The organism is Pelodictyon clathratiforme, assembly GCF_982375515.1.
The window spans coordinates 1275622-1299912 of record NZ_OZ455102.1 but is presented as its reverse complement, the minus strand read 5'-3'; the positions used below and the strand labels follow the sequence as shown (position 1 = coordinate 1299912).

At 45.1% G+C, this 24291-nt stretch carries 19 protein-coding genes and 2 pseudogenes; 2 read left to right on the top strand and 19 right to left on the bottom strand.

All coding sequences use genetic code 11. The features are described from left to right. Nucleotides 1-181: 181 nt before the first annotated feature. Together AC56AD_RS06300 and AC56AD_RS06295 are read right to left on the bottom strand one after the other, a co-directional pair. Nucleotides 182-628 (bottom strand): PDDEXK nuclease domain-containing protein, encoded by a 447-nt coding sequence (locus AC56AD_RS06300; protein WP_049759901.1) that lies wholly within the window; start codon nucleotides 626-628, stop codon nucleotides 182-184. Beyond that, nucleotides 528-869: a DUF1016 N-terminal domain-containing protein gene (locus AC56AD_RS06295; protein ID WP_397234022.1), complete on the bottom strand. Its 342-nt coding sequence runs from the start codon at nucleotides 867-869 to the stop codon at nucleotides 528-530. The genes AC56AD_RS06300 and AC56AD_RS06295 overlap by 101 nt, the downstream gene beginning before the upstream one ends. Nucleotides 870-1300: 431 nt before the next feature. Between AC56AD_RS06295 and AC56AD_RS06290 the strand changes: the two genes are divergently transcribed. Next, nucleotides 1301-1456, top strand: a complete 156-nt coding sequence (locus AC56AD_RS06290; protein ID WP_223294024.1) for a DUF433 domain-containing protein — start codon at nucleotides 1301-1303, stop codon at nucleotides 1454-1456. Between the two features lie 704 nt (nucleotides 1457-2160). Further along, complete coding sequence (locus AC56AD_RS06285) at nucleotides 2161-3171, top strand: DUF4351 domain-containing protein (RefSeq protein WP_012508009.1); 1011 nt, start codon at nucleotides 2161-2163, stop codon at nucleotides 3169-3171. Nucleotides 3172-3393: 222 nt separating this feature from the next. Here AC56AD_RS06285 and fic read toward each other — a convergent pair whose 3' ends face one another. From fic to AC56AD_RS06200, 17 genes and pseudogenes are all read right to left on the bottom strand, one after another. Then, nucleotides 3394-4275: a protein adenylyltransferase Fic gene (gene fic / locus AC56AD_RS06280; RefSeq protein ID WP_012508008.1), complete on the bottom strand. Its 882-nt coding sequence runs from the start codon at nucleotides 4273-4275 to the stop codon at nucleotides 3394-3396. A 203-nt stretch (nucleotides 4276-4478) separates the two neighbouring features. Next, nucleotides 4479-4622 (bottom strand): annotated as a pseudogene (locus tag AC56AD_RS06275) (transposase); the annotation flags it as partial. 79 nt (nucleotides 4623-4701) lie between these two features. Continuing rightward, nucleotides 4702-5943 carry a group II intron reverse transcriptase/maturase gene (gene ltrA, locus AC56AD_RS06270; RefSeq protein WP_012507238.1) on the bottom strand — a complete coding sequence of 414 codons (1242 nt, stop codon included), beginning with the start codon at nucleotides 5941-5943 and terminating at the stop codon, nucleotides 4702-4704. Between the two features lie 517 nt (nucleotides 5944-6460). Next, nucleotides 6461-7534, bottom strand: a pseudogene (locus tag AC56AD_RS06265) (ISL3 family transposase); the annotation flags it as partial. 229 nt (nucleotides 7535-7763) lie between these two features. Beyond that, complete coding sequence (locus AC56AD_RS06260) at nucleotides 7764-8825, bottom strand: virulence RhuM family protein (protein WP_012508006.1); 1062 nt, start codon at nucleotides 8823-8825, stop codon at nucleotides 7764-7766. Next, nucleotides 8822-8950: a hypothetical protein gene (locus tag AC56AD_RS06255; RefSeq protein WP_263053227.1), complete on the bottom strand. Its 129-nt coding sequence runs from the start codon at nucleotides 8948-8950 to the stop codon at nucleotides 8822-8824. Before AC56AD_RS06255 ends, AC56AD_RS06260 begins: the two co-directional genes overlap by 4 nt. A gap of 231 nt (nucleotides 8951-9181) precedes the next feature. Continuing rightward, a complete protein-coding gene (locus tag AC56AD_RS06250) occupies nucleotides 9182-13282 on the bottom strand; it encodes a DUF4062 domain-containing protein (protein ID WP_012508004.1) in 4101 nt (1366 codons plus the stop codon). A 316-nt stretch (nucleotides 13283-13598) separates the two neighbouring features. Next, a complete protein-coding gene (locus AC56AD_RS06245; RefSeq protein ID WP_012508003.1) occupies nucleotides 13599-13859 on the bottom strand; it encodes a hypothetical protein in 261 nt (86 codons plus the stop codon). Between the two features lie 21 nt (nucleotides 13860-13880). Next, nucleotides 13881-14690 (bottom strand): PGN_0703 family putative restriction endonuclease, encoded by an 810-nt coding sequence (locus tag AC56AD_RS06240; protein ID WP_041526458.1) that lies wholly within the window; start codon nucleotides 14688-14690, stop codon nucleotides 13881-13883. 208 nt (nucleotides 14691-14898) lie between these two features. Then, nucleotides 14899-15573, bottom strand: a complete 675-nt coding sequence (locus tag AC56AD_RS06235) for a hypothetical protein (protein WP_150085615.1) — start codon at nucleotides 15571-15573, stop codon at nucleotides 14899-14901. A 451-nt stretch (nucleotides 15574-16024) separates the two neighbouring features. Beyond that, nucleotides 16025-16603: a hypothetical protein gene (locus AC56AD_RS06230; protein WP_012507999.1), complete on the bottom strand. Its 579-nt coding sequence runs from the start codon at nucleotides 16601-16603 to the stop codon at nucleotides 16025-16027. Nucleotides 16604-16751: 148 nt separating this feature from the next. After that, nucleotides 16752-16937, bottom strand: a complete 186-nt coding sequence (locus AC56AD_RS06225; protein ID WP_317623611.1) for a tyrosine-type recombinase/integrase — start codon at nucleotides 16935-16937, stop codon at nucleotides 16752-16754. Between the two features lie 119 nt (nucleotides 16938-17056). Next, a complete protein-coding gene (locus AC56AD_RS06220; protein ID WP_012507998.1) occupies nucleotides 17057-17854 on the bottom strand; it encodes a formylglycine-generating enzyme family protein in 798 nt (265 codons plus the stop codon). Between the two features lie 22 nt (nucleotides 17855-17876). Next, the gene (locus tag AC56AD_RS06215) at nucleotides 17877-19409 is read right to left on the bottom strand and encodes an AAA family ATPase (protein ID WP_012507997.1); all 1533 of its coding nucleotides are present in this window, start codon (nucleotides 19407-19409) and stop codon (nucleotides 17877-17879) included. 27 nt (nucleotides 19410-19436) lie between these two features. Further along, complete coding sequence (locus tag AC56AD_RS06210) at nucleotides 19437-21056, bottom strand: Hsp70 family protein (protein WP_012507996.1); 1620 nt, start codon at nucleotides 21054-21056, stop codon at nucleotides 19437-19439. 22 nt (nucleotides 21057-21078) lie between these two features. After that, complete coding sequence (locus AC56AD_RS06205) at nucleotides 21079-22434, bottom strand: hypothetical protein (RefSeq protein WP_012507995.1); 1356 nt, start codon at nucleotides 22432-22434, stop codon at nucleotides 21079-21081. 152 nt (nucleotides 22435-22586) lie between these two features. Continuing rightward, the gene (locus tag AC56AD_RS06200; RefSeq protein ID WP_012507994.1) at nucleotides 22587-24281 is read right to left on the bottom strand and encodes a Na/Pi cotransporter family protein; all 1695 of its coding nucleotides are present in this window, start codon (nucleotides 24279-24281) and stop codon (nucleotides 22587-22589) included. Between the last annotated feature and the right edge of the window lie 10 nt (nucleotides 24282-24291).

The following is a 24291-nucleotide window of genomic DNA, read 5'->3' as shown; positions in this document are numbered from 1 at the left end:
TTGGCTCCTCCTTCCGCTGCTTTGTTGTTTTTATACATAGTTTTACGGTATTCCCTACGATAACTTTTGCTGCTGAATCGAATGACGGATCTTACCCCATAAAGCTGTAATACTTGGATGTAAAAAAAATATGATTCATCAACTCATCCAAAGAGAAAAAACAACACGAAAACAACTCTATTCACAATGGGTCGTTGTCGAAGACGAACCGTTTCTGGCACGCTTCAAAGAGAAACCCCTTGCCAAGTTCAAGCAAAAAGTGTTCGAGGTGGTCGATAATGGCCGTTTCAAGTGCATGTTCTGAATACGCGCTCTTCTCTTCCATATCCAGAAACTCAAGCACGCAAGGGCTTTTAATCACATCCTCCGGTTTTTCAATAATCAGCCCCTTCTCTGAGAGCTGCCTGATTCCCTCCTTGTCACGACTGAGCGTCAACTGTTCATAGAGCGAGGCCGATATCTGCCGCTCAAGCTCTCTGGCACCCCAACTGTTTTCACGGGCTTCAATTTCATAGAACCGACGCTCATCAGCATTCGAATTGGTCAGCAAAGCAACATAATGCGACCACCCGAGAGCTAAGCTGCCTGCCAGTGTTACAGAGAGTTTCAGGAGCACTGGCAATGGCACCAAAAGATGTCACAGGAAGCATCTGTTGAATCTTTTGCAAACCAGCCGAAATTTCAAAAGATTGGTCAGACGGCGTCTGACCAATCTTTTGATAAGCCAGATAAAAAGTTCTGCACAATTTAAGGTTAGTCGAAGAGATACCCTTTAACCCAAGGGTTTTGAGTTCTTTTGAGAGCCGATTAATCAGGCCTTTGCCATAGAGTTCAGATCGTTCGGCTCCGCCCTGCTCAAATTCGACAATGTACCACCCGAAAAGTCAGTTCCGGATCACCAGGGAGGTGTCGACCGACCGGGCGGCTCTGTGCTGCAACTCGATGTTGGTCTCTTTGAAGAGGGCAAGTAACTGTTGATAGTCCATAAGGTTTGCGGCTTACCTCTACTGGTTGATTTGTACCGTAGAAGGATAGCTCTGAATTATTATCATTACAATTTTATGATATCACTATATGTAAACCATTCAATAAATCGGTTTGCCTTTTTGCTCGGAAATTCTTTGCCTAAGGCAATAATGCCATAGAGCTGCCCTTCCGATTTGAACGATTAAAAAACTATTTCGTTTCTTTCCCAGATACCCCAAGAAATAAAATAATCAGGATAAATGATATGAACGAGTGGCAAAAGCGGATTACCATCAACCCTTATCAGTGCGGCGGGCGTCCATGCATCCGTTGACTGCGAGGCAGGGTAATCGACATCCTTGACCTCCTTGCCGCAGGTCTGAATCAGGATGAAATAATCGAGGAATTACCCGATCTTGAAAAAGAGGATATTCTGGCGGCATTGAAATATGCCAGCAAAAAACTCGACCATCCGGTGATTGCGGCATGATCATCTGGATTGATGCGCACCTGTCTCCAATACCCCACCTCAGCTCCTCTGGGTGACTTGCGGAAACACATCGAATGCAAGAATGCGGGAAGTGCTTGAAAAAAAACTTGATAAAGCTGCCAAACTGTTGCGTTCCGGAGAAAAGGTAGTCGAAATCAGTGATTTGCGTTAAGCGAGCCTGCTCAAAGAAAATACACCGTCCAGCAGCAAAGCGGCCACCTGAATACTGAATACCGAATACAGGTTACAATTCTATAGTATTACAATATAATATATTATAGAGTTGTTTCGATATACGGAAGAACGTTCCATCGTTGCGTTTACTTAACGTAGTTGTGAACGTCTGCTCGGTATGATGGTTTCGGCGACGTCTCTCCTGTTCGACCCATTCGTCCACCACGTAGTGAAGATAGATGTTGGCAAGCAGTGGCGAGATCACCGACACCTGCGGTGTGCCTTCTGTTTGCCGATATCGTTTCCCGTCTTCGTTATATCCCGTCTTGAGCCATTTTCCGATAAGGCGCAGTGTCCTTTTGTCGCCGACTCGTATGCTCGGTCTCTTATATCTGGAATATGGAGGCACAGGGTTCGCCGAATGGATTTTGTTTTAAGCGCACTCCCCTCTATATTTAGTTTGATAACGGCTTGGTGTGACTCATGCCGATTGTTCCTGATTGGTTGTTTGTCCAAACAAAAGAGATCGAATGGAAAACTCGAACGATCACTATGACAGCCCATGGAAAAGTGCCATTGAGCGCTACTTCCCCGAGTTTATGGAGTTTTACTTTCCTGCGGCTCATGCAGAAATTGATTGGTCGAAGGATCATGTTTTTCTTGATCAGGAACTGCAAGCCGTCGTTCAGGATGCCGAGTTGGGGAAGCGTTTTGTTGACAAGCTGGTCAGGGTGAGTGTGCTGAATGGTGATGAAAAGTGGATATACATTCATGTTGAAGTGCAGGGCACAAAACAGGCTGAGTTTGCCAAACGCATGTTTGTCTACAACTACCGGATTTTCGACCGATATGACAAGCCTGTTGCCAGTCTGGCGGTGCTGGCGGATAAACACAAACAATGGAAACCAACCTCTTATGGTTATACCGTATTGGGCTGCAGTCATACTATCAAATTCCCGGTTGCCAAGCTGACCGATTATGAAGATAAGCTCGACGAATTGTTGGCTTCGGATAACGCTTTTGGATGGATTACTGCGGCTCATATCCTGACCCAGCAAACCCGAAAACAACATCAGGAACGCTACGAAGCCAAACTCCGTTTGGTACGGATACTTTATGAGCATCACTGGGAAAAACAACGTATCATTGATTTGTTATATATCGCAGATTGGTTGATGCAACTCCCGGATTGGTTGAACAGTCAGATCTGGCAAGAACTTGAAACTATTGAGGAGAACAAAAAAGTGGAATACATTACAAGCATAGAACGAATTGGTATAGCCAAAGGTATAGCCAAAGGCCGTGTTGAGGGACGTGTTGAAGGCCTTGTCGAGGGCCGCGTCGAGGGCCGCGTCGAGGGCCGCGTCGAGGGCGAATCCAGGTTATTGAAAAGGCTACTCGAACGTCGCTTTGGCCCATTGCCTCAGTGGGCATCAGAGCAGTTAGGGAGCGCAAAAGAGGATGAGCTGGAAACATGGAGTGAAGCCGTTCTCACAGCCCCGACTCTGGAAGCTGTTTTCGGAAAAACTGACCCATCGTAAAAGAGTTAACGGTTATGTACTTTCACTGAAAAAGCTGTGCTTCTATTGCGCTGCGTCACCGATTTCCTGCACATAAGCATAGTGCCGACGAATCAAGTCTTGAACCTCTCGGCATGCCTCAACTGGTTGGTTTAGTTCGTAGAAAGGTAACTCTGCTTTGTGATTGCAAGTTCATGATTTCAGGATGTCCCCAAGCTCGCCACAGCTTTTTACCGTTTTTCATTAGACATTTTCTTCATAGTAATATGAGTAGTCGATGCCTTTCATAAACATTTCGCGGTCGTTTATTTTGGTGGTAAGCGCCTTTTCCAGAAGTGTTTTTAAAACACTACTTTTGGTTGGACTTAACATCATCGCATTCATGTAATCTCGTTTGCTTATTTTACTCCAATCAACGCATTTTTTAAGGCGTTTTTTAAGTATCAAATCCAACCATATTCTGCTGCTTCTTCCATTACCTTCCATAAAAGGGTGGGCAATGTTCATTTCTACATATTTGTTTACGATTTCGTCAAATGTAGTTTCGGGCATTGCTTCTATTTGCTTTAATGTGCTACCTAAAAAACGTGATACGGCAAATTGAAACCCGCCTTTTGAAATGTTTTTTTGTCTGATCTGCCCTGCAAAATCATATAATCCGCCAAATAAATAAGCATGTATTTGTTGTAAACCTTTGGTTGAACCAATTTCCAGGCTATTGATAAAAGTACTTTCAAACAATGCATACGCTTTTGTCTTGCTTTTTCCGTCTATACTTTCATCACTATAGGTAAACCATTCAATAAATCGGTTTGCCTTTTTGCCCGGAAATTCTTTGCCTAAGGCAATAATGCCAGTATAATCCAACACATCAGTTAAATATCGTTTACCGTCATTTGCCAAAAGTTTCAGTTGGGTAGTAGCACTAACCAACTCGTTTTTTTCTTTTTTCAATTTGGCTTTAAGATATTTCCAATAGTTGCGGGTTTTGGTGTAGTCGTCCTGGTCGGTAAGCAAAGCTACAATATCCAACACACTAAACCACCACTTGGCATTTTGCTCGTCCCAAACAGCTCGCACTTCGCGGTCATCAAAAAAACGTATGGATATTTTTATATTACTCATGATTTGAATGTTACCTATATGTCATTTTGAATTTTTCTGACCAAAGGAATGGTAATTTATATATTGTAGTTGCTGTCCGCTGTGTAACGTTACAATGACAGCTAACTTGCTAACCTGCGCTACTCTATTGCGCCTTACACGACTATTCGATGAATGGCTCTTCGCGCATTTTAATGGAAAAGAAATTTCATTTTACGGCACCCTCAGATTTTCATATCCAGTTTCCCACAGTAAAAGAGGATCCTTGTTCGATAGCTTTCGAAGCCTCGAAACCCTCGAGCAGTTGCTTTTATTAACTGGATTTTGCTGTTTATTCCTTCCGATATAGCGTTGCTGACTTGATGTTTGAGGTGAGTAGACCGGAGGAATTTCACCTCCAGCCCCTCGCAGATCCGGACAGGAACGTCCCCGCTCATCCGGCTCCCATCATCTAGCCATCGAGGTATACCCCGCTTTCCAATGCGCAAATAAGTTTGGATTCTCTTCCGCCAGAAGTCGCAGTTTTCTGCTTGCTCTGGTTTTGTGCCCACTCAATTGCTTGTACTTTCTCATCATCCAGTGTGCCAAGTAATAGTTCATGTGTTGCCAAACCGGAGCCATTGCTGAACCGTAAAATCGCGTGTAGTAGTTCTTCCATCCCCTCAGTATCGGGTTGAACTGTGCTGATAAATCCGCAAGTTCCAAGCTGTTTTTGAGCTGTAGCTTCCACCTTCTGATCGTCTGCCGCATGTGTCGCAGTGCATCCCGGCTTACTCCCGGCAGAAACCCAATAAAGTAAGTTCCATCTTTCTTCTTGGCTTCCCGTGAACAGAAGGTAAAACCAAGAAATGTAAACTGATTTACTGGATGCTCGTCCTTGCGATTGCTATCCCTGCAATACACTATTTGCGTCTTATCAGGGTGTAACTCTAATCCGCACTCACGAAAACGCTCACCAATCTTTCGCTTTACCAGCTCTGCCTGTATCTTGCTTTTACAGTGAAGAACGCCATCATCGGAGTACCGACAAAACGGCACACCGGGTAGATTTTCGCTCACCCACCGGTCAAACGCATAGTGCAGAAACAGGTTCGCCAACAGTGGACTCACCACTCCCCCTTGGGGCGTTCCTTTTGTCCGTTCTATCAGCTCACCTTCCGGGGTCTCCATCGGTGCCTTTAGCCACCGCTCTACGTAAAGAAAAACCCAAGGAGTTTGGCAATGTTTCCGAAGAGCGCGCATTAACAACTCATGATCGATGTTATCAAACAGCCCCTTGATGTCGAATTCTACAACCCAATCATATTCCCAATTTCTCTTCCTCACTACAGCTATAGCGTCATGAGCTGAACGCCCCGGACGATAACCATACGAATCTTCATGAAAAACTGGTTCCAATATGGGCTCAAGCACCATTTTTACAACGCTTTGAGCTACCCTGTCCGCCACGGTTGGAACACCAAGCATACGCACTCCTCCAGATTTCTTCGGAATGCCCACACCCCTTACCGGCGGCGGAAAATAACTGCCGGAACTGAGCCTGTTCCATACCTTGTACAGGTTGTCTTTCAGTTTTGTTTCAAATGCCTGTAACGATTCTCGGTCTACACCGGCTGCACCTCCATTAGATTTCACTTGTTGATACGCTTTCAAGACAAGTTCTTTGGAAATTTCATATGGCTTTGTCATACCGAAAAGCTCCTTCTGTTTGCACAGTTGACATGACTGTATGACCAGATGACGCGACCCCTTTGCTCCAGCCTCATTACAAGGCTTTCATTGCTCGTACGAGTCGCTCCGTCCCTTGATGGCGCATTGGTATTATCGGCCTCGCTTTTTACACTTGCGCCTTTCCCTTTGCATCGCCAACGAAGGTTCCTGTAGTTCAATACAAGAGCCCGAACCAGGATCACGCTGCCTTTATGCCGGACACCGCTTGGCCAGTAAACAGGTTTCCGCCAAACTTTTCCTGAATTAACTACTCCCTTCAGTTTTGATGTCATCTTAATCTTTTCGACACGTTCACGGCAGTTTGTTTGTACTCGTCTTCCTTGGCTCACACCTGACATCTTTACGATGCCTTTTCCGTAACGCTCACGACAAGGGCTTTTGACTAATGCCGCTTACGGTGGTTTGCACCCTGCTCCTGCAAGCCGAATGCGAGGGGACTTCCCTCATCTCTTATAATGCTTGGCTACAGCGCACAGTAATTGAGAATGTTCCCTTTATGACGTTCCATCATATCTTTCACTTTTATCAGTGGCTTCAGTTTTGTCTTGTCGACTAACTCACACCAGTACGCGAAAAATATCTCGCCCCTCAGTCCTGATGAGCAGTTCCAGAAATCACGAAAGATATTCTTCAACACCCAAGCCACACCGGTCTTAAATTCGCATGCTATCAACTCGTTAAACCGTGTTTTTTGGCTCTTGGTCATCTTTTCGGGATTTCGAAGCCAGGTGTATTTCGAGCCAACCAACCTTGTATCCCCATCTTTCTTCAGTTCCTGTGATTCCTGATGCCGAACCTTGTTAACTGCGTCATTAAGATATTTGCTGATGTGAAACCGGTCGTGAACAATATCAGCCGCAGGAAGGAGCTTATGTGTAGCTGTTGCAAAGGCTTGCCACATATCCAGCGATACCGACTTAACTGCCTTTCGTTGTTGTTTTGAAAGGGTTCCTAACAGCTTTTTCGTTGCTGTCAGTGTCCGATCCTCAATGACATCAAGTACTCGGCTTTTATCAAGATCATTGAGTATGGTGATGTATTTCTGGCCCGACCTGAAGCTTTTTTCGTCCATACCTACATGCACTACATCATCGGGCTCACGGCGTAGAAGTCCTCGCTCTACAGCACGTTTCATAATCTGATCCACAGCATGCCAATCAAGCTTGAGTATATTTGAGGCCGCTTGTACACTGGAACAGTGCTGGAGCAGAGCAACGGCAAAACCTTCAAACATGAGGGTAAAACGGGAATGGGGGGCCGCCCAAGGGACTGCTATGGTCTTCACACCACACGTTTCGCACTGACAACGGGGAATGCGTGCTATGATGATGGTTTCAAACTGCATGGTATCAAGATGCCGCCAACGTTGTTCAGGGGCCTTGTCATAGGCTTTCCCGCGCACCCCACATTGAGGGCATATTACTTCATCGCCTACAAAACGGAGGTGAACTTCTATCTTCAGACCAGAAACGGAAAGGTTGACATCATCGACCTCCCAGATGGCAGGAAATCCCAGTAATTGCTGGTAATGCTCGGTTAGTTTTTGCATCTTGGTGGTTAGGATTGAAATACTGCAGTCTACAATTTTATCCCATCATTCCACTAAATTATGCGGAGAGCCCGATGAATAAGCGCAACAAAGAAGCGTCTTACTGATAGGGTACGCCTTGTAGCGTTTATTACAGACCAAGTGCTCTTTGCGGATTTTAATGGGGAATAATTGAATTTCGCCATACAAAATCATGCATGGCTAACTCATTTTACAAAAAATAAATATACTACTCATCGCCCCCTCCCTTCGGCTTCTGCAGAGACTCGATCTCCTTGACCATTCTGTCGAAGTCGCTTTCGAATAGCCTGTCCTGAACGATGCGGTACTTTTCAAACTCACTTTCGGCATGAGCTTTGGCAATTTCTGCAGTCACTTTGCCCGGATCCTGAAGAATTTCACGATCAGTCGCTGCGATGAAGCGATTGAGGCGGGTTTCCCAGTCCTGCATGGTCATGGGCATCTTGCGTAGCGCCATGTCCTCTGCAACATCGAGGTATGCCGAAACCAACCGTGAAAGTTGTGCTATTTCATGTTCGGTCAGGTAGTTCTTTGCGACCACAACGTCGAACTTCTGGATCTTTCCTCCGGGAGCATCCTTCCATGTGGTCAGCCCCATATTCTGTTTTTCGGCATCTGCCCGGTTAAAGATGACCTCCACTGCGGTCTGGCCATGTATTGCCCAGTGCAGTTTATTCTGCACGGTGGCGAAAAAGCGCTTGGTGGCCTGGGCTGTCACGTCGTAGTCGATGGAGGTTGCATAGATGTCAGTGACCTTCTGATAGAACTTGCGCTCGGAGAGGCGAATTTCCCGAATGCGCTGCAACTGCTCTTCAAAATACTGGTCGGTAAGGATGGAGCCACCGCTTTTCAGGCGTTCGTCATCCATGGCATAGCCCTTGATGGTGAACTCCTCAATGATAGTGGTCGCCCACTTGCGGAATTGTACTGCACATTCGGAATTTACCTTGTAACCGACGGCAATGACAGCGACAAGACTGTAATGTTTGGTGTTGTAGTTTTTTCCGTCTCGGGCAGTTATTCGAAAATTTCGAATAACTGAGTCCTCCTGTAATTCGCTGTCTGAAAAAACTTTTTTCAGGTGATAGTTTATGGTATGAGTCGCCACGTCATAGAGCACCCCCATCATCTTCTGGGTAAGCCAGATATTTTCATCGGCATAAACCGCATCGACGCCCCCTGTGCCGCTGGCAGCGATAAAGGTCAGGTATTCAGCCGCCGAAGAGCGGATAATAGAGAGCTCCTTTCCTGTTTTTTTCCTCCCGCTCATGATTTCGCCCTCTTGTCTATCGAGAGGCAAGCCTTCAGTTCATCCTTAAGCGCCTGTTGCACCCCGTCACAGAGGAACTGTTTATTATCCTCGACATCCCGCTCGGAAAGAGTTTTTTTATCCATTCGAAAGATGCAAGGGTTATGGAAGCCTTTGGGTAGAATAACTCGTTTTGCAAAAAGAAAATATACGATTGCAATCAAAACACGATAAGAACAATAAATTACTGTGATTCTATAGCACCGCGTCACCTATTTCCTGCATTAATACAACATGACTGGCGAATCGAGACTGGGTCAAATCGGCATGTATATACTGGTTGGTTAATATCGTAGAAGGATAATTCTTGATTGTGGTTATTGCAAGTTATTTATTAGAATCTGGTAAATTTGCTGCTGTATTTGTTGGCTTTGGAAATCAATAGTCATATTTTGTTCAATCATGGAATCTAGATTTTCTTTACATTGAATAATATATTCCATAGATTTATTGAGATCGTTATAGCTCTGATAGAATATTGCAAGATTATAATGGGATATGAGAATATCTCGAAGATACTCAAGTTGATCTGGTTTTAGTTTTAATAGTCGTTTAGCATATTCCAACGAGTCTATATAAAAATTCTGAGCTTTCTCTTTTTCACCATTGTTGTTGTAAATGTTACCCAGTCTTTCGCAGTTTACCGATAGGTCTTGTAAATACTGAGTATTGTCAGTATCACTAACCTGGATTTCATAGAAATATTCATTAGCTTTTGCGCAATAATTTAAGGATTCGGATATATTTCCAGACCTTAAATAAACAGCAGAAATATTATCACAGCACACAGCGAGTTGACGAATAAGTGTAACATTCTTCGGATGCCGATTATGTAGCTCTGTACAGAGTGTATATGCTTTTTTATGAAATTCGAGTGATTCACTTATTTTATTATAACACAGATTTAGTTCACCCAATCGATCATAACTCTCTACTAAATTGCTGTCTATTTCCTCATTATCTGAACTTTTCTTAAGTTCATTGCAAAATGCAATATCCTGATGTGAAAAAGACATAGAACCCATAATGTCTCCCATTAATTTTTTAAGTTCTGCAATTTGTCTGTAGGCTGAGGATATTTTTAACTTGTTATCTATTTCAGTAAAATTTGTTTCTTCAGAAGTAAATATTTCTAAAAATTCATTCAGATTCTCAATGGCCTTATCAAGACTCCCCTGTTTTCTATAGATCTGTGAGATTCCCAAATATTCCTCTGATAGTGCATACAGTATTTTTGTATTTGCAGGATTAGATACTAATAATTGCCTCCACATAAAGATACCATCAGTATATGATTGTAATGCTAAATCATAATGTTCGATAGTAAATAACTTCTTTCCCATTATGTGATAAATACCTGCTAAATGCAATGCAGCCCGAAAAGAATCTGGCTTTCTTTTTATCATAGTATCCAATAGAGAAAAACAATTTTGGCTGTATTCATTTGCATTAATTATTTCGTTATTTCTCAGGAACATATCAATAAGATTAATATATACACTGGATATAGATAATAAGATATCATACTGGTGAGGTCTGTTTTGATTGACTTTTTTAAGTATTTGAAGAGCATTCTCAAAATTCTCTTGAGCCTGCTGATATCTTTTTTGATTATTGCAGGTCACACCAATTCGTTCATATGTGACAGCAAGTCGATGGGCATTTATGTAGTCCGCACTGTTTTCAAAAACCGTCAGATTGAAACCGAAGGCTTTTTGATAATGCTCCATGGCTTTGCTCAAGTCACCTTTATGCAGGTAAATATCTCCAATATGATTGTGTGATGCTCCAAGAAGATGCTTTAAATGGTTATCATTGTCATTAGTTTTGAAGAGATTTTCACGTAATGAAAGTGCTTTATTCTGGTATTCGAGAGCGAGATCATAATTAGCCTGTTTACTATAAGTTTCCCCTAAACGTTCCAATGAAATAGACAAACTATAAAAATAGCTGATATTTTCATCATCATCAGTAAGTAAAGAGTTTAAGAGTTCACCACTTTTTTCAAATAGTCTGGCTGCCTCGTTGCATCTTTCCTGCTCCAAATATATTCGTCCTTCCCCTTCGTAGAGACATTCCAACAATCTTAGAATATTCTGTCGATTCGGTTGCTGTTTGTTCAGATTATCAGCAATATTGATAATCGCATTCAGTAATCCCAGTTGTAGGTTTGTTGACAACCATTCTGAAAGGTTCTCTAGTATTACACTGCTCAATCTGATTAAAAATAGTGAAACCCGAAAAATTACTTCTTTTTCCAAAGTTCTATTTTCGAGGAAAGTCTTATCTACTAAATAAACCATTTTTTGAAGCCATACATATGCTTCATTTGTCTCATCCTCGCTATGTGCTGCTAATTCATCCTCAAATACTTTATTAATAGCGTCCAGTTCTTTATCGTCAATGTCATTGCAATAATATGCAATGCCTCTTGCAGCAAATTCAGGTTCATCAATCTGCATATAGAAATACATCAGTTCTGTCTGTCTAAGGGTATCGCCATCCACCGAAGCTTCCAGATATTCAATAATCTTCTTATATAAGTCTTTTTTGTATTGGATGTTTGAAAGCCTCTCTTTTCTTAAATAACTTTTCAGGTGTGAATGACTGAAATCGATTAATCCTTGCTGGCCCCGCCAAATAATATGTGAACGTATGTATCTTCTTACCAGTGCAAACTTTAAGGAAAATGACGGATCATCTTCCAAGCCAAGTATATTTTGTATATCTTTTTCACGAAGGCCATATCTACTGAGGGCAATTAAGTCAAGCATCTCTGACATCCATGAAACTTCTATGCGTGCAGCGAATCGCATATAGAATCTATTAAATATTACATGTAGTAGATCTTCTGTATCTGGCGGAAATTCATCAACTAGTTGTAACATATACCTAAATATCTTCTGATCCGCAGTTCCAGGCAACTTCATTATTGCTGCAAAATCATCCTCATCAAGTAATAATAAATGTTCAACAACTAAGGAAATCCATAATGGATTACTTGCAGCTGTTATTCTGTCTGACAATGGTTTTGAGATTATTGATACTATAATATCAGGATGCAGATTTTTATGATATCGCTCACATATATTTTGAATGATTTTTGTTGATTCCTGTTCTGTAATTAATGGTAGCTGTTCTGTATGGCATCCACTCATTTTAGAAAGATTTGTCGTTTCTTCACCTTCAATAGCAGTTGCTATAAATCTTGCATTTTTAGGCCATTCATCAGGCAACCAGCTAAGGTACCGTGCAATCGGTGTCCTTTCAAATTTTTCAAGCCCATCAATAATACAGATTACTCTAATTTTAATAGCTACTTCTTCTAACAGTCTGCTAAATAGTTCTTTTCTATTATCGAAAGTTTGTATTCCATTGGAATTATGTTTTTCTGGGATGTTTAAATATCCCTCAAGTTCAGCATTCCACCTATCAAGCATATTTATCACGCTGGTTGATCTGATGCTAATACCAGCCGTGTGTGATAAAATAAGGCAATCCCTTTTACTAAGTTCTGTGTTCAATTTTGCGTATAGTACACTCTTACCATTACCAGAAAAACCTGTAATGCATTTCCCCCATTCTTTATTATTATTTTCATTTAACGACCAGTTTAATATGCTATCTAAGACAGCTTTATGACCAATGAAGTCTCTTGAGTTGATTTCAATAAACTCTGCTATTGTCTGACGTTCTATTTCGTACCACGAACTCTTAGTTTCTATAGATTCATAACTAAAGTCTTTCTTGAATTCACTCCAAAAATCTTCCAATACCTGATTAGCAAAAGATTCTAATCCACTTATTCGGTTATTTTCCCACTTAACTGAATAATACCTTACCCTCTTCTTTAATTGCAGATCAGATTCAATCCGGTTTTTTAAAGCCAAAATACGATTGTAATTCTCACGGCCTGCAGACTCATTACTATATTGATCAGAATAAAAAGCTCTCTCTGCTTCAGTCATTCTTTCATAAGGTAAATCACTTCGAAAATAGAAGAAGCACCTCTTCTCCAATTCCGAATTTGAAAACAGAGCATATTCTATCTCAAGGGAGGTGACACTTTTCCCCTTTGTATCTACATCAAATCCTGCTTCGTTCACAACAGCTGATATTTGATCACTCGGGGGAATCCATCCATAACGATCTCCCAATATAACTAATAAGTATGGGCGACATCTGTTAATTTCATTAAGGCATACTTTTAAAACTTTCACCTCTTTATCTTCTTGCACTGATTCTGACACTGTATCAATTCCCCATCGTAAATCAACTGGTACAAAGTGTGACTTTAATTGCATTAATCGGTCATCAAGCTGAGGGAATACAATATCTCGTAAACAATCACGCTCAGCCTGCATATCTCTAAATGTGCTACTTATAAAGACACGTGCTGTTTTCCAGGATAAATTCATATTAATTTAAAATTTACTATAAATTATGAAACAATATTGAAACGATTGAAATTACTTTAATGACTTATTTCACAATATAAAATTGACGTATGTTCTTCTTACGGTCTCAATTGCTCCTCCGCTTGAGCCCTAACGGTTTGCGGGTTTAAGAAGTTAGCGATTTCGAAGCACAAAACTGTCAACCTGCACAAATGTTGATACGAGGTAGAATGTTCATTTAATCACTGAACCGCCAATTTCTTAAACCCGCTGTTAGCTGCATATGGTTTTGTTCGTCCAATTCGGTGATGTTTCAGGTTAGAAGAAAACTTTCTCATTAGATTCTGTATTTCGTTTCCAAGTTTGTCAGCCAATTATTTTCTTGCTCATCAGAAACAATGTTGGCAAGTTTGTCTAAGATATTTTCAAGATGAACTTTCTTAAAATGTTTGTTGCCTTGTGGAGTTAAAATTTCACGAAACTGTTTTTCCGTTTCTTCATTTTTCCATAAGTAATTGTCGTTTTCAATTGGAGAGAAAACCCAAAAACCAAATTCATCGCAATGTCGTGACAATGCGACTTGCTCCGCAAGAATCATATTTCTCCAAAGTTGATTTAGTCAAAAGCTGAAAGGACAAGCCGACATTGATTTTATCTTTTCTCCGTCAATAACTTTTGACTTTGCTGTCAAGTCCCAATTGAAATACTTATTGTAACCACATAGAGAATTTTTTGTTTCCACCATCTTGCTATAAAAGTTATTGGAATTACAAATTGCTCGTCTCTCTTTATTTCGTTCTAATCTTTGTTGTTTTTCTTCAGGTATTTCACCTTCTTTCTTTTTTGAACCTGCATAAGAAGAGCAAACAGAAAATTCATGTTCAATAAATTTGAATTCAATTAGTAACACACCTTTCTTGTAGTTGTTGTAAGTGTAGAAAACTGCAATGTCAGAATCTGTCCCGCTACCAAGTTTGAGATTTTGGTCGCCAATACTTTCGTCACCTGTTCGTTCAAAGCCAATAATGTTGTCGCACAAGTTTGGAGTAAACTCTGGTTCAAGATGATGAACTCTTACTTGCTTGTCAAACAGGTTTGAAAATAATTTGTCTGCTAGCGCAGGATGTTGTTGAAGATAAATTATGAGATTAAAACAGTATGGTTGAGAAGCAGCAGTATTTGTCAGTATACGGTGCAAGTCACCTGCTTTGTGTTTGCTAAATCTTTCTTTCGTTGCTGTATGAATGTCTTCCGTGATAAAATTGAATTGTGATTGCTCAACAGTCAAAAGGTGTTTGTATTTGTTTCTGTTTGCAGATTGTCCAAAGGATTTTATTTCAGGATTGGTTTCAAGGAATGAAGCCATTGTCCTATAAACTTTTTTCTGCCAAGGATTACCTTCCTGATAAATTTCTGCTTCTGAATTCATGTTTTGTCTGTTCATTAAATGCTCAAATGTTTGTGTTTGCGATGTCGGTTGTTCGGAGCGTTTCCATTGCAGCTAACGGCTGACGCTATGGCAAGTGCGGAAATATATTGCTGCTCAAAGTATGCCAGCACAAATGTATGTAAAGATTCCAAATGTTTCAACGAACACGCATACCCGTATTTGCTATAGCGTTTGTTAGCAGTAGTGCTTATTTTATCTCTGTAAATGTCCGAATATAAATTTGTGGATTTCTACCAGCTTTTTTTCTATTTGAAGGATGAAATGCAAAGATTATTTCAATATTCTTCTCTCTTATTTCTCTCAGACTATTAGAGCTAGGTAGTTTACCTTGAAACAAAATTATGTTTGGTTTTAAGATTTCAATTTCTTTTAATAACAATGATTCTTCTAATTCTTTTTTTAGGAATTTCCTATTTTCGTTGCCAGAACGATTTACTCTCGATATCGTTACAAATTTATGGAGATTTGTTAATGCTACAAAAGACAATGGATTTTCTCCATTTTTGTGATTCTGGATTTTTGTTGCTTGGGAATAAGTGTCATATTTAATGAATTTATCCCAGACATTTTGCCAGTCTTTCTCGTTTTTTAAAAGATATAATGCAGAACAATAAGTTCCTGCAATGTGTGGATTAAAATTGATATCACATTCAATATTGGTATTTCTTTCTGCTAAATCTTGAAAACGTCCTGGAGTTTCGTCTTTTCCAACATCCATTCCAACAAATAGAATTTTATTTTTAGACAAGTAATATTTGCTTCCAATGAAGGGCATTGTTACAAATTTAAATTCTGGGTTACTGCTTAATATTCCACTTGCCGGATTAATATCAAATTCTTTAAAAAAAATTTTGATATTCAATTTCAATTTGGTCTTTATTCATAGTAGTTGTCTTAAATTGTGTGCGTTTATTTAGCATTCCCGCTAACGTTTGGCGGTATGGCCAATAAGGGATTGCGGGCGATTTCCTATCACAGTACACGAAAAGCTGGGGCGGGCTACAAACCTTCGCATACCACTAAAACCCTTATTGGCTATACCGCGTGTTAGGTGGCGTAATTATTTATCCTTTAACATTTTCATCATTACTAATTGTGATTTCAATTAATCCAAAACCTCCCTTGCTACCTTCTTCCCAGAATCCTTCATGTTCTTCTGGAGGGTCTTGAATCATTCCTAAACGTTTATATATTAAATTAATGAACAACTCGAATTGTCCATATATTTGATTACCTTTTCCAAAGGGAGTTAAGAAATCAAATAGAGGACTATTAGACTTACAACAAATTTCGTAATGATGCCTACGGAAATTTCAACAATCACAAATTAAATCAAGGTCATAGTTAAAATGACCATATTTTTTATGCTCATATTGTGAAGCTATTTCATTTGTTGACAAATCAACCGCAAAAGTATTACCTAGCAGAATATAATCACCAAATTCATTGGCTACTGAAATGTTTTTCCAGATAATTGGAGTTAGACCAAGGTTTCTGTACACTGAATTTCCAAATTTAAACTCAATATTATCAATTTGTTTGTAGAAATGGAATTGATGTAATTCTATTGAAAACTGTTTACCACTATTATTGTATTTTGCTTGAAAGAATAAAGCTCTTTTGTCAATAATCCTACCCCCATCAATGTATTTGATTACAAATAAAAAATCTCCAAGCTCCGTTTTTTGTTTTGTAAAAAGGTTATCAGGGTTTATAAAAAAAGCATATGGCTTTTGATGACAAAATCCAGCTTGAACTTTTACGTTTTGATTCCAAGATAATCCTTGAATTCTGTTGATTGAATCTTCGACAATTCTAACTTCGCCAGTCGTATTAGAAATGGCCGATTCAATTGAATTTATTATCCTTTTATATATCTCTTGTGTAGTCATCTGTCTTGTTTTTTATTATGCCACCTAACTCCTTTATATATGCACCATATCCCACCAAAAGGTGTATAAAGGCAGCTATTCTGGCATGCTTTATACACCTTTGAGGTGCGTAATATTTTTTACAAATTATCAAAGGGGTTGGAAATTTTTAGTAAACTCTGTTCGCATACATGGGATAGATTTCTGTCGTCTTACTGCTCTTATGCCCTAAGAGCTCTTGTATGTATCGTAGATCAATTCCTGCTTCCAGTAAATGTGTTGCATAAGAGTGCCGCAACCAATGAAGCGTTACTGGTTTTTTGATTTTGGCATGATTGAGTGCATGTTTTAACACTTTTTGCAAGCCGGTGCCAACTGTTAAAGTTATAAAGTACAGTTATATTTCAAAACTATTAACCTAAAGTTCCCGCTTATTTAGGCTCAGGTGAGCACCAACTCCCCAGTTTCCGCTCCTCACTCCCCCATCTTCACCGGTAACACCAGCCGAAATCCCCGGAAATCGTTAACCGCTTTGGAAACCACGAACGAGCGCTGCGATGAGCGGAAGGCGAATTTGTCGGGATAGCGCCAGCAGCCGCCCCTTTCCTGGCGGAGAGATTCTTCACCGGTGTCGGTATTTGCAGAATCGGTTTCGTCGTGCCAGACGCTGCACCACTCCATGACGTTGCCGCTCTGGTTCCAGGTGCCGTAGCCCGATACGCCTTCGGGATAGGCGTAGACCGGGGCGACCGAATCCGCTCCCCGGTTGTTCCGGTGCCGGCAGTTGTTTTCGTCCCACCGGTCTCCCCAAGGGTAGATCGATCCTTCCGGCCCTCGTGCGGCCTTTTCCCATTCGGCTTCTGTGGGCAAACGGCATCCTGCCCACCGGGCGTAGGCATCCGCGTCGTCCCAGTTGATGAGCACGACCGGGTAGTCGTCGAACTCTTCGGGACAGCCGTCTTCGTGCCAGACCGAAAGCGAGTCTATCCTTGCGCCAATGTTGGGTGGCCGATGGCCCGTAGCCTGCACGAACGCCCGGTACTGGCGATTGGTGACGGCGTAGACCGAAATGTAAAACGCTTCAAGAGTGACGGTGTGCTGCGGGCTCTCTTTGTCGAGGCCGTCTCCCATGGTGAAACTGCCTGCGGGGACAAGTACCATCGGGGATCCGTCCTGTTCGTTGATGACGACCGGGGGCAGATCGCCACCGGAAGGACGGAGCGCGAGAGTTCTGAGGCCGGTAAGGATTTCGGTATGTGTTGGTGTATTCATAGTGCTCTGTGTTCTCTTGTTTCTATGACGCAGCCAAACTATTCCGGTCGTCGGAGGCGTTGCGCGCCTGTCCGGTTCTGACCATCGTTCTCAACTGTTCGATATGCTCCTGATGCGATGCCGAGAGGGGAACCATCTCTCCGGCTGCGTTGAGCAGATCCTCCGTTTCCAGTTCCCGGCGGTTGTCGCGGAATGCGGGAAACATGGCGTCGTTGACCAGCGCCTGAAGTTCGGCGCCGACGAACCCCTCGGTTGCCGATGCGACGGCGGCGAGGTTGAAGCGCTGCGAAAGCATGGTATAGCCGCGCTCTCTGAGATGGACTTCAAGTATTTTTATCCGCTCGCCGTGGGTGGGAAGATCGAGGAAAAAGACCTCGTCAAACCGGCCTTTGCGCAGGAGTTCGGGGGGAAGGCGCCGAACGTTGTTGGCGGTGGCGAATACAAATACCGGAGCGGTTTTTTCCTGCATCCAGGTGAGGAAGGTGGCAAACACCCGGCTTGCCGTGCCGCTGTCGCCCATGGAGCCAGCGAAGGCTTTTTCAATCTCGTCAACCCAAAGCACGCAGGGTGCGATAACCTCGGCAATCCGGATGGCTTCGCGAATATTCTGTTCGCTCGAACCGAGCAGGCCGCTGAAGATGGCGCCGACATCCATTCTCAGCAGCGTCATCCCCCAGTGGCCTGCGGTTACTTTTGCGCAGAGGCTTTTTCCGGTTCCGGGGATCCCGATGAGGGCCACCCCTTTGGGCATACTGAGGCCATACTCGCGCGCATCCTGGCTGAAGGCCTCCTGACGCTGATCGAGCCACGCCTTCAGGGCGCCAAGTCCACCGACGTTGTTCATGGAGCCGGTATAGGGGTAGAGTTCGAGAGCGCCGCTTTCACGGATGATGTGCCGTTTTTCGTTCAGCACCTGCCGGACACTCCGTTCGTCGAGCCCATGGCCTCCGGCAACCACGATGGCTTTGCGAAAGGCCCTTCCCGCTTCGACAATGGAGAGGCCGAGGGCGCTTTCGACCAGACGTTCGCGCAAGCCGTGCGTGGCGTTGTCAAGCGCTCTTGTCGAGCGGGTTTCCCGATCGAGCAGTTCGAGTATCTGTTTGCCGTCAGGCTTGCCGACATCGATGGTTGGAATGTCGTGACGGAGTTCGACGGGAAGCGCAAACTGGGGGCTGGTGATGATGATGTTCACCGTTTCGCTGCGGAACGGAAGACGCGATGCGAGGTTCCGCAGCATACGTGAAACACGCCGGTTATGTTCCAGAAAATGGTGAAAGTCTTTGAGCACGAAGGTTGCGGAGCCCTTGTAGTCGTCGATGATGTCAAGCACCGTTTCCGGGGTGGCGGCCAGTTTGCTGAAGGTCACCGCTGGCTCGCGCAGGTGGCGGAACTGGTCGCCGATATCCCAGGTGATGAGCCCCATTCCTGCAGGCCACCGGCTTGATTGCGACCAGCCGGAAAGGGTGCGCAGGGCCTCCTCTTCGTCGATGGTTGCGAGGTGTATGACGGCTACCCGCGCGTCAACATTGAGTTTGAGTTCGTCGAGCCAGGCCATGCTGCGTTCAGTTATTGGGTTGTAACGTTACAGTTTCACCACCGGCAGATCGCTCACCGGCAACGGAAGTCGCGAGCCGTCGCGTAATAGAATGTAGGAACTATTGTTCTCCTCCGTATCCCGCAGCCAGAGCGTGAGGCGACGGTTACTGTCTACACCGAATCCTGCGATGAAGCGCCGCTCTCCCGAACGGCAGGGCGGGACGGCATGGATGAACTCGCTGTCTTCGGGATTGAGTGGCTTATGCCGACTCTCCTCCCGCTCCCCTTCCCGTACCGGACGCAAGCCGTCGGCCCCGTTGACATAGGTGATCAGCGGGCGGCTCATTGACGAGCGCTCATAAATAACCAGTCCGAGCGTCTCCTGGTTGTCCGAAGCTGCCTTGATATATTTGCTGCATACCGGTTTCCCTGTCGGGTACGGGGTACCTCGGGGAACGACGGGAACCAGTTCGAAATCCCGAAGTTCGCGGTTCCAGCTCCGCAGACAGTAATCATGGGTCAGCGTCTGATCAAAGATGCCGCCGGAGTAGCGGCATGCCCCTCTGGCGATGGCTTCGAAGGGATTGCCGGAATGGACCTCGCTCAGGGGGAAAAACTCCCGGATTTTCTCCTCGATGCCGGGGAGCAGACTGCTTCCCCCCACAAGAAAAATCCCTTTGAGTTCCTCTTTGCGGATGCCTGCCCTGTCGCGTGCCTGATCGAGAGCACGATCGAGCGTGCGGATGATATGCTGGTAAAGGTTATTCCTGTCCGGCTCCCGTTTTTTTTCAAGCGCCTCCTTCAGGGTGCGGGAAGTGAGCGTGACCTCGATGAGTCGGCCGGTAACATCGTTATACCGGGTAAAGGATGCTTGCTCGCTGCCGTTCGAAATGGCTATTTTCGCCTGCTCAATCGCTTCGAGCAGTGATGGGCCGATCGAGGCGATATCATCATCTGTAAGCCCCTCCTCTTCCTGTATATGTTCCAGCAGCCAGTTATCGATCATAATCCCGCCGATCTCCTCGCCCGCCCGGCCCAGTATCCGGCATTTCGCATGTCCGGCACGCAGCAGATCGGTACGAACGACTGAAACATCGAGGGTGCCTCCGCCGAAATCCACGATGCAGTAGGGCGTACGGTCGAGAACCATATCGATGTAGCCAAGCATACAGGCGGTTGCTTCGTCGATGAAGGTGATCCCGCCCGGAAAGCGTTTTATCGCCGCTTCGCGAAGCCAGTCGATATAGTGATCGAAGGCTTCGACCGGGACGGTCAGCACGATCTCCTCGTCGATGTCGCCGAAATAGCCGCGTACGAACATCAGGATACGATCGACAAGTTCGTCGGCTGCATGGCGGGGATAGATAACCCTGCCATTGACGCGCCGCCCGCGATTGGCCCCGCCGTTGCGAAGCATATCCATTTTCAGCCATCTGAATGTTCCCGGATGATTGACTACTCCCGCTGCGTCAACCTGGCTGCCGACAAGGAGGGCGCTCTCCACGGCGAAGTGAATGACGGAGGGAATAACCCGCGCAGGCTCCGATCCTGGCTGCGGATAGAGGATGCCGAGGTTAGGTAGCTCGGGAGTCTCTATATCGTTCAGGGCTTCGTTCCAGCGTGCGACCACGCTGTTGCATGTCCCGAAATCAAAAGCGAGAGCCATTAATTCAAACGGTTATCCTGGTTTACCACTCCGCATCCGTCAGCTCCTCGGTCTCCACGGCATTTTTTTCTGCAGCGTCGTCGTTACTGTCAACGGTGATCAGACCGCGAAGGAAGTACCCCTGCAGAACCCCGAGCAACTGCAGGAGTTTCCTCTGCAGCTCTGCCGACGGATCGGCCGGTCCGACACCAGCATGAACTTTCCCGGCCAACAGACTGCTCTCTTCAAGCAAACCGGGCAGGCGTGTCGTCAGTATGGCTGCCACGATATTATCCTGTGGCTGGAGCCAAGAGACGTGCTCCTGCCGGGAGCCTGCCTCCGGCACGGTAAAGAGGTAGTGCAGCGCGAGTTTTTCAGGCCATGTGCCGTTGAGGGAGATCTCCTGCATTCTGTTGCGGGGAACCAGCCCTCGCTGCGCCCCTGAAAAGAGCGCACCAGCCCGTCTGAAAGGGTCCGGGCTTGCAAGATCCTGCTGCTGCAGCTCGTCGGATCGATACCGTTCCATCCAGAAAGAGAAGATATCCCTCGTGCCGGGCGGAGCAGACGAAGGTGAATCAAGAAGAAGTGCGGCCAGTTCACGATAGAGAGCGACCGCAGCCTCGACAACGGCTTTTTTTGAGGGAGTTTTCGGCCTTCCGCCGCCCTCTTGCCAGAAAGCGATAACTTCGAGCGCACTGGTGAAGGGCAAACCGTGGAGCCGGTCGAGCAGCGCATCGTGATCTCCGCAGAGTTTCAGCGCCTCGATGACCAGTTGCGGATCATGCCCCTCCTTGACGGCATGGTCGTAAGCCGCGACAAGCCGGGGATCCTGACTTTTGAGAACTGTTGTGCTGATCCGCTGCCTCTGTGCGCCTGAAGCGGCAAGCCAGGCTTTTTCAAAAATGGAGTAATCGGGATCTTCAAGATCGAGGTAGCGCCCCGGATAGCCTCGCACAAGGCCGAAAAGGGCGTCCATTTCAAGAGCAGGGGCATGGCGACCGTTCGCTTCAATCTTTTCGGCAATGTCGTCGCGCTCAACGATGCTCCAGAGCATGAACACCATGCCGTTGCCCCAGTCGTCTTCCGGCATGGCAACAATGGCCTGCAGCAGATCCCTCTGAATCGTTTCGGAAGCGTGCATCCTTTTCAGCAGCTCTTCGAAGCGGGAGGCTTTCCAGGAGTTCCACAGGGCGCTGTGCATGACTGGCTGGCTGCTGTGCTGTAGAAGCAGAAGACGGTGGAATATCGCATCCGCTTCCGGATGCCCCTCTTCTACCGCGCCCGCCAGCTTGACCGCAGCTTCCCGGCTCTTGCTTGAAAAAAGATGTTCCACCGCCCTCTTCCTGAGGATGCTTCCGAGGAGGGGTGTTGTGGCAAAAAGGTGTTTTTCAGCTTGCATCAAAATTGGGGCATCAAGGAATGATCAATTTGAAGAGTATACGTATATCACTCTGAATTAAGCAAATCAGAGGGCTCGACTTTGACCGGGTTCCCAACGAAATCATTCCATCACTCTCCGATAATCATTAAAACTGGCGAGCGGGATGCAGATCAACCCTCCCCCACGTTCACGATGCTTCGCGCTATACTCTTGCCATAATGGTGTATCTGTTCGAGCAGGTAGATGAGTTCCATGTGGATGTCGTGAGTAATCTCAGCTTCAGGGAGCAGGAACACTCGTTTCAGATGGGCTACTTCAGCCTGCTCCACCAGCCGTTTAAAGCGCTCTTCACCCTCAAGAAGCGCCCCGGCTCTCACTCTGTCCATCTGTTTCAGGGCATGAGCAAGCTCTTCAATTTCGAGGCAAACGAGGTTATGAATCTCCATGAGTTCATCCTTCCCCGCCTGGCTCAGATCGCTCTCCACTCCCCTTTTTTTTTCAAGCATTTTTCCTTCAAGAGTTTCAATAACATCGCCGATCGACTCCAGCCCCTTGACAATGTTCATGAGCGCAAAAACCTCCCTCGACTCTTCTTCGTTAAGTGAACTGCGAGTGATTTTAATGAGATAATCTGAAATACGGCTCTCAAGAAAATCAAGTTTCTCCTCTCTCATACTCATCCCCTTGATGACGGAAAGTCTTGGAAAAACAACATCATGACCAAGATCGCTGTTGATAAACGGGTAGAGTGATGCACGCACCATTTTGGCGGCTATGCTGCCCATCCTTGCCACTTCGGCCCTTACATAGCTGAGAGCCAGCAGAGGGGTGGAGAGTGCAGACTCCTTCAGATACCAGACTGCAGGGATGAGCCTTGTCTCTTCCGGGTCATCCGGAAGAAGCCGGTAAACAAGTCGGTCGAAAAGCGAAAGAAAGGGTAGAAACAAGAGTGCCATGAAAATATTGAGCAACGAGTGGGCATTGGCTATCTGCCTTGGCACTTCATGAGCAAGCCTTCCTGCACCGAAACTCTCTGCAGAGGGGGAAAGAGCACGGATAAACTCCGCAAACTGGGGAATAAAAGGGAAAAAAATGAGCACTCCGGCCACATTGAAGAGTACCTGCGAAAGCGCTACCCTCTTTGCTGCACGCTGCATTCCGGCGCTTGCCAGCACAGAGGTGATACAGGTGCCGATATTGGCTCCAAGCAGCAATGCGACTCCTGCTTCAAGAGTCAGCACACCCTGCAGGGCAAGCGTTATGAGGATACCAATAAAGGCCGAACTGCTTTGCATCAGTGCGGTCAGGAGCATCCCTGCAGCAACTCCAAGAAAGGGATTTTCAAGATAACGCAAGAGCGAAAGAAAAGGCGCATAGCTCTCAAGCGGCGCAACTGCCTCCGACATGAGCTTCAGCCCGAAAAAAAGAAGACCGAATCCCGAGAGCGCCTCCCCGCTGAAACGCAAGGGCTCCGTTTTGCCAAGCGAATGCAAGGCAAAGCCTGCGGCAAAGATGATCAGGGCATAATCGTGCAGCCGGAATGCTACAAGCTGAGCCATGGCTGTTGTACCTATTTCAGCGCCAAGAATAACGCTCAGCGCCTGGCTGTAGCTCATCAGCCGTGACTGCACGAGCCCGACAAGGATGGCGATAATGGTACTGCTGCTTTGGACGACCATACTGGCAAATGCCCCGGCAAGCAACCCGTACAAGCTGTTGCCGGTCACCTTCGATATCAGCAGGCGCACCCGCTCGCCTGAAGCCTTTTTCAGGCCACTGCTCAACATCCTGATGCCGTAGAGAAAAAGGGCAAGACCACCGGCAAAAAGAACAGCTATACCAACTGGCGAAATCATTTCATCCATTTTTCACTAT

Excerpts from the sequence above, each read along its gene's own strand:
- AC56AD_RS06200 (WP_012507994.1), bottom strand. The coding sequence starts at position 24,281 with ATGGATGAAATGATTTCGCCAGTTGGTATAGCTGTTCTTTTTGCCGGT.
- AC56AD_RS06250 (WP_012508004.1), bottom strand. The coding sequence starts at position 13,282 with ATGAATTTATCCTGGAAAACAGCACGTGTCTTTATAAGTAGCACATTT.
- AC56AD_RS06215 (WP_012507997.1), bottom strand. The coding sequence starts at position 19,409 with ATGGCCTGGCTCGACGAACTCAAACTCAATGTTGACGCGCGGGTAGCC.
- AC56AD_RS06255 (WP_263053227.1), bottom strand. The coding sequence starts at position 8,950 with ATGGATAAAAAAACTCTTTCCGAGCGGGATGTCGAGGATAATAAACAG.
- AC56AD_RS06210 (WP_012507996.1), bottom strand. The coding sequence starts at position 21,056 with ATGGCTCTCGCTTTTGATTTCGGGACATGCAACAGCGTGGTCGCACGC.
- AC56AD_RS06245 (WP_012508003.1), bottom strand. The coding sequence starts at position 13,859 with ATGATTCTTGCGGAGCAAGTCGCATTGTCACGACATTGCGATGAATTT.
- fic (WP_012508008.1), bottom strand. The coding sequence starts at position 4,275 with ATGAGTAATATAAAAATATCCATACGTTTTTTTGATGACCGCGAAGTG.
- AC56AD_RS06260 (WP_012508006.1), bottom strand. The coding sequence starts at position 8,825 with ATGAGCGGGAGGAAAAAAACAGGAAAGGAGCTCTCTATTATCCGCTCT.
- AC56AD_RS06230 (WP_012507999.1), bottom strand. The coding sequence starts at position 16,603 with ATGACTACACAAGAGATATATAAAAGGATAATAAATTCAATTGAATCG.
- AC56AD_RS06220 (WP_012507998.1), bottom strand. The coding sequence starts at position 17,854 with ATGAATACACCAACACATACCGAAATCCTTACCGGCCTCAGAACTCTC.
- ltrA (WP_012507238.1), bottom strand. The coding sequence starts at position 5,943 with ATGACAAAGCCATATGAAATTTCCAAAGAACTTGTCTTGAAAGCGTAT.
- AC56AD_RS06285 (WP_012508009.1), top strand. The coding sequence starts at position 2,161 with ATGGAAAACTCGAACGATCACTATGACAGCCCATGGAAAAGTGCCATT.
- AC56AD_RS06240 (WP_041526458.1), bottom strand. The coding sequence starts at position 14,690 with ATGAATTCAGAAGCAGAAATTTATCAGGAAGGTAATCCTTGGCAGAAA.
- AC56AD_RS06205 (WP_012507995.1), bottom strand. The coding sequence starts at position 22,434 with ATGCAAGCTGAAAAACACCTTTTTGCCACAACACCCCTCCTCGGAAGC.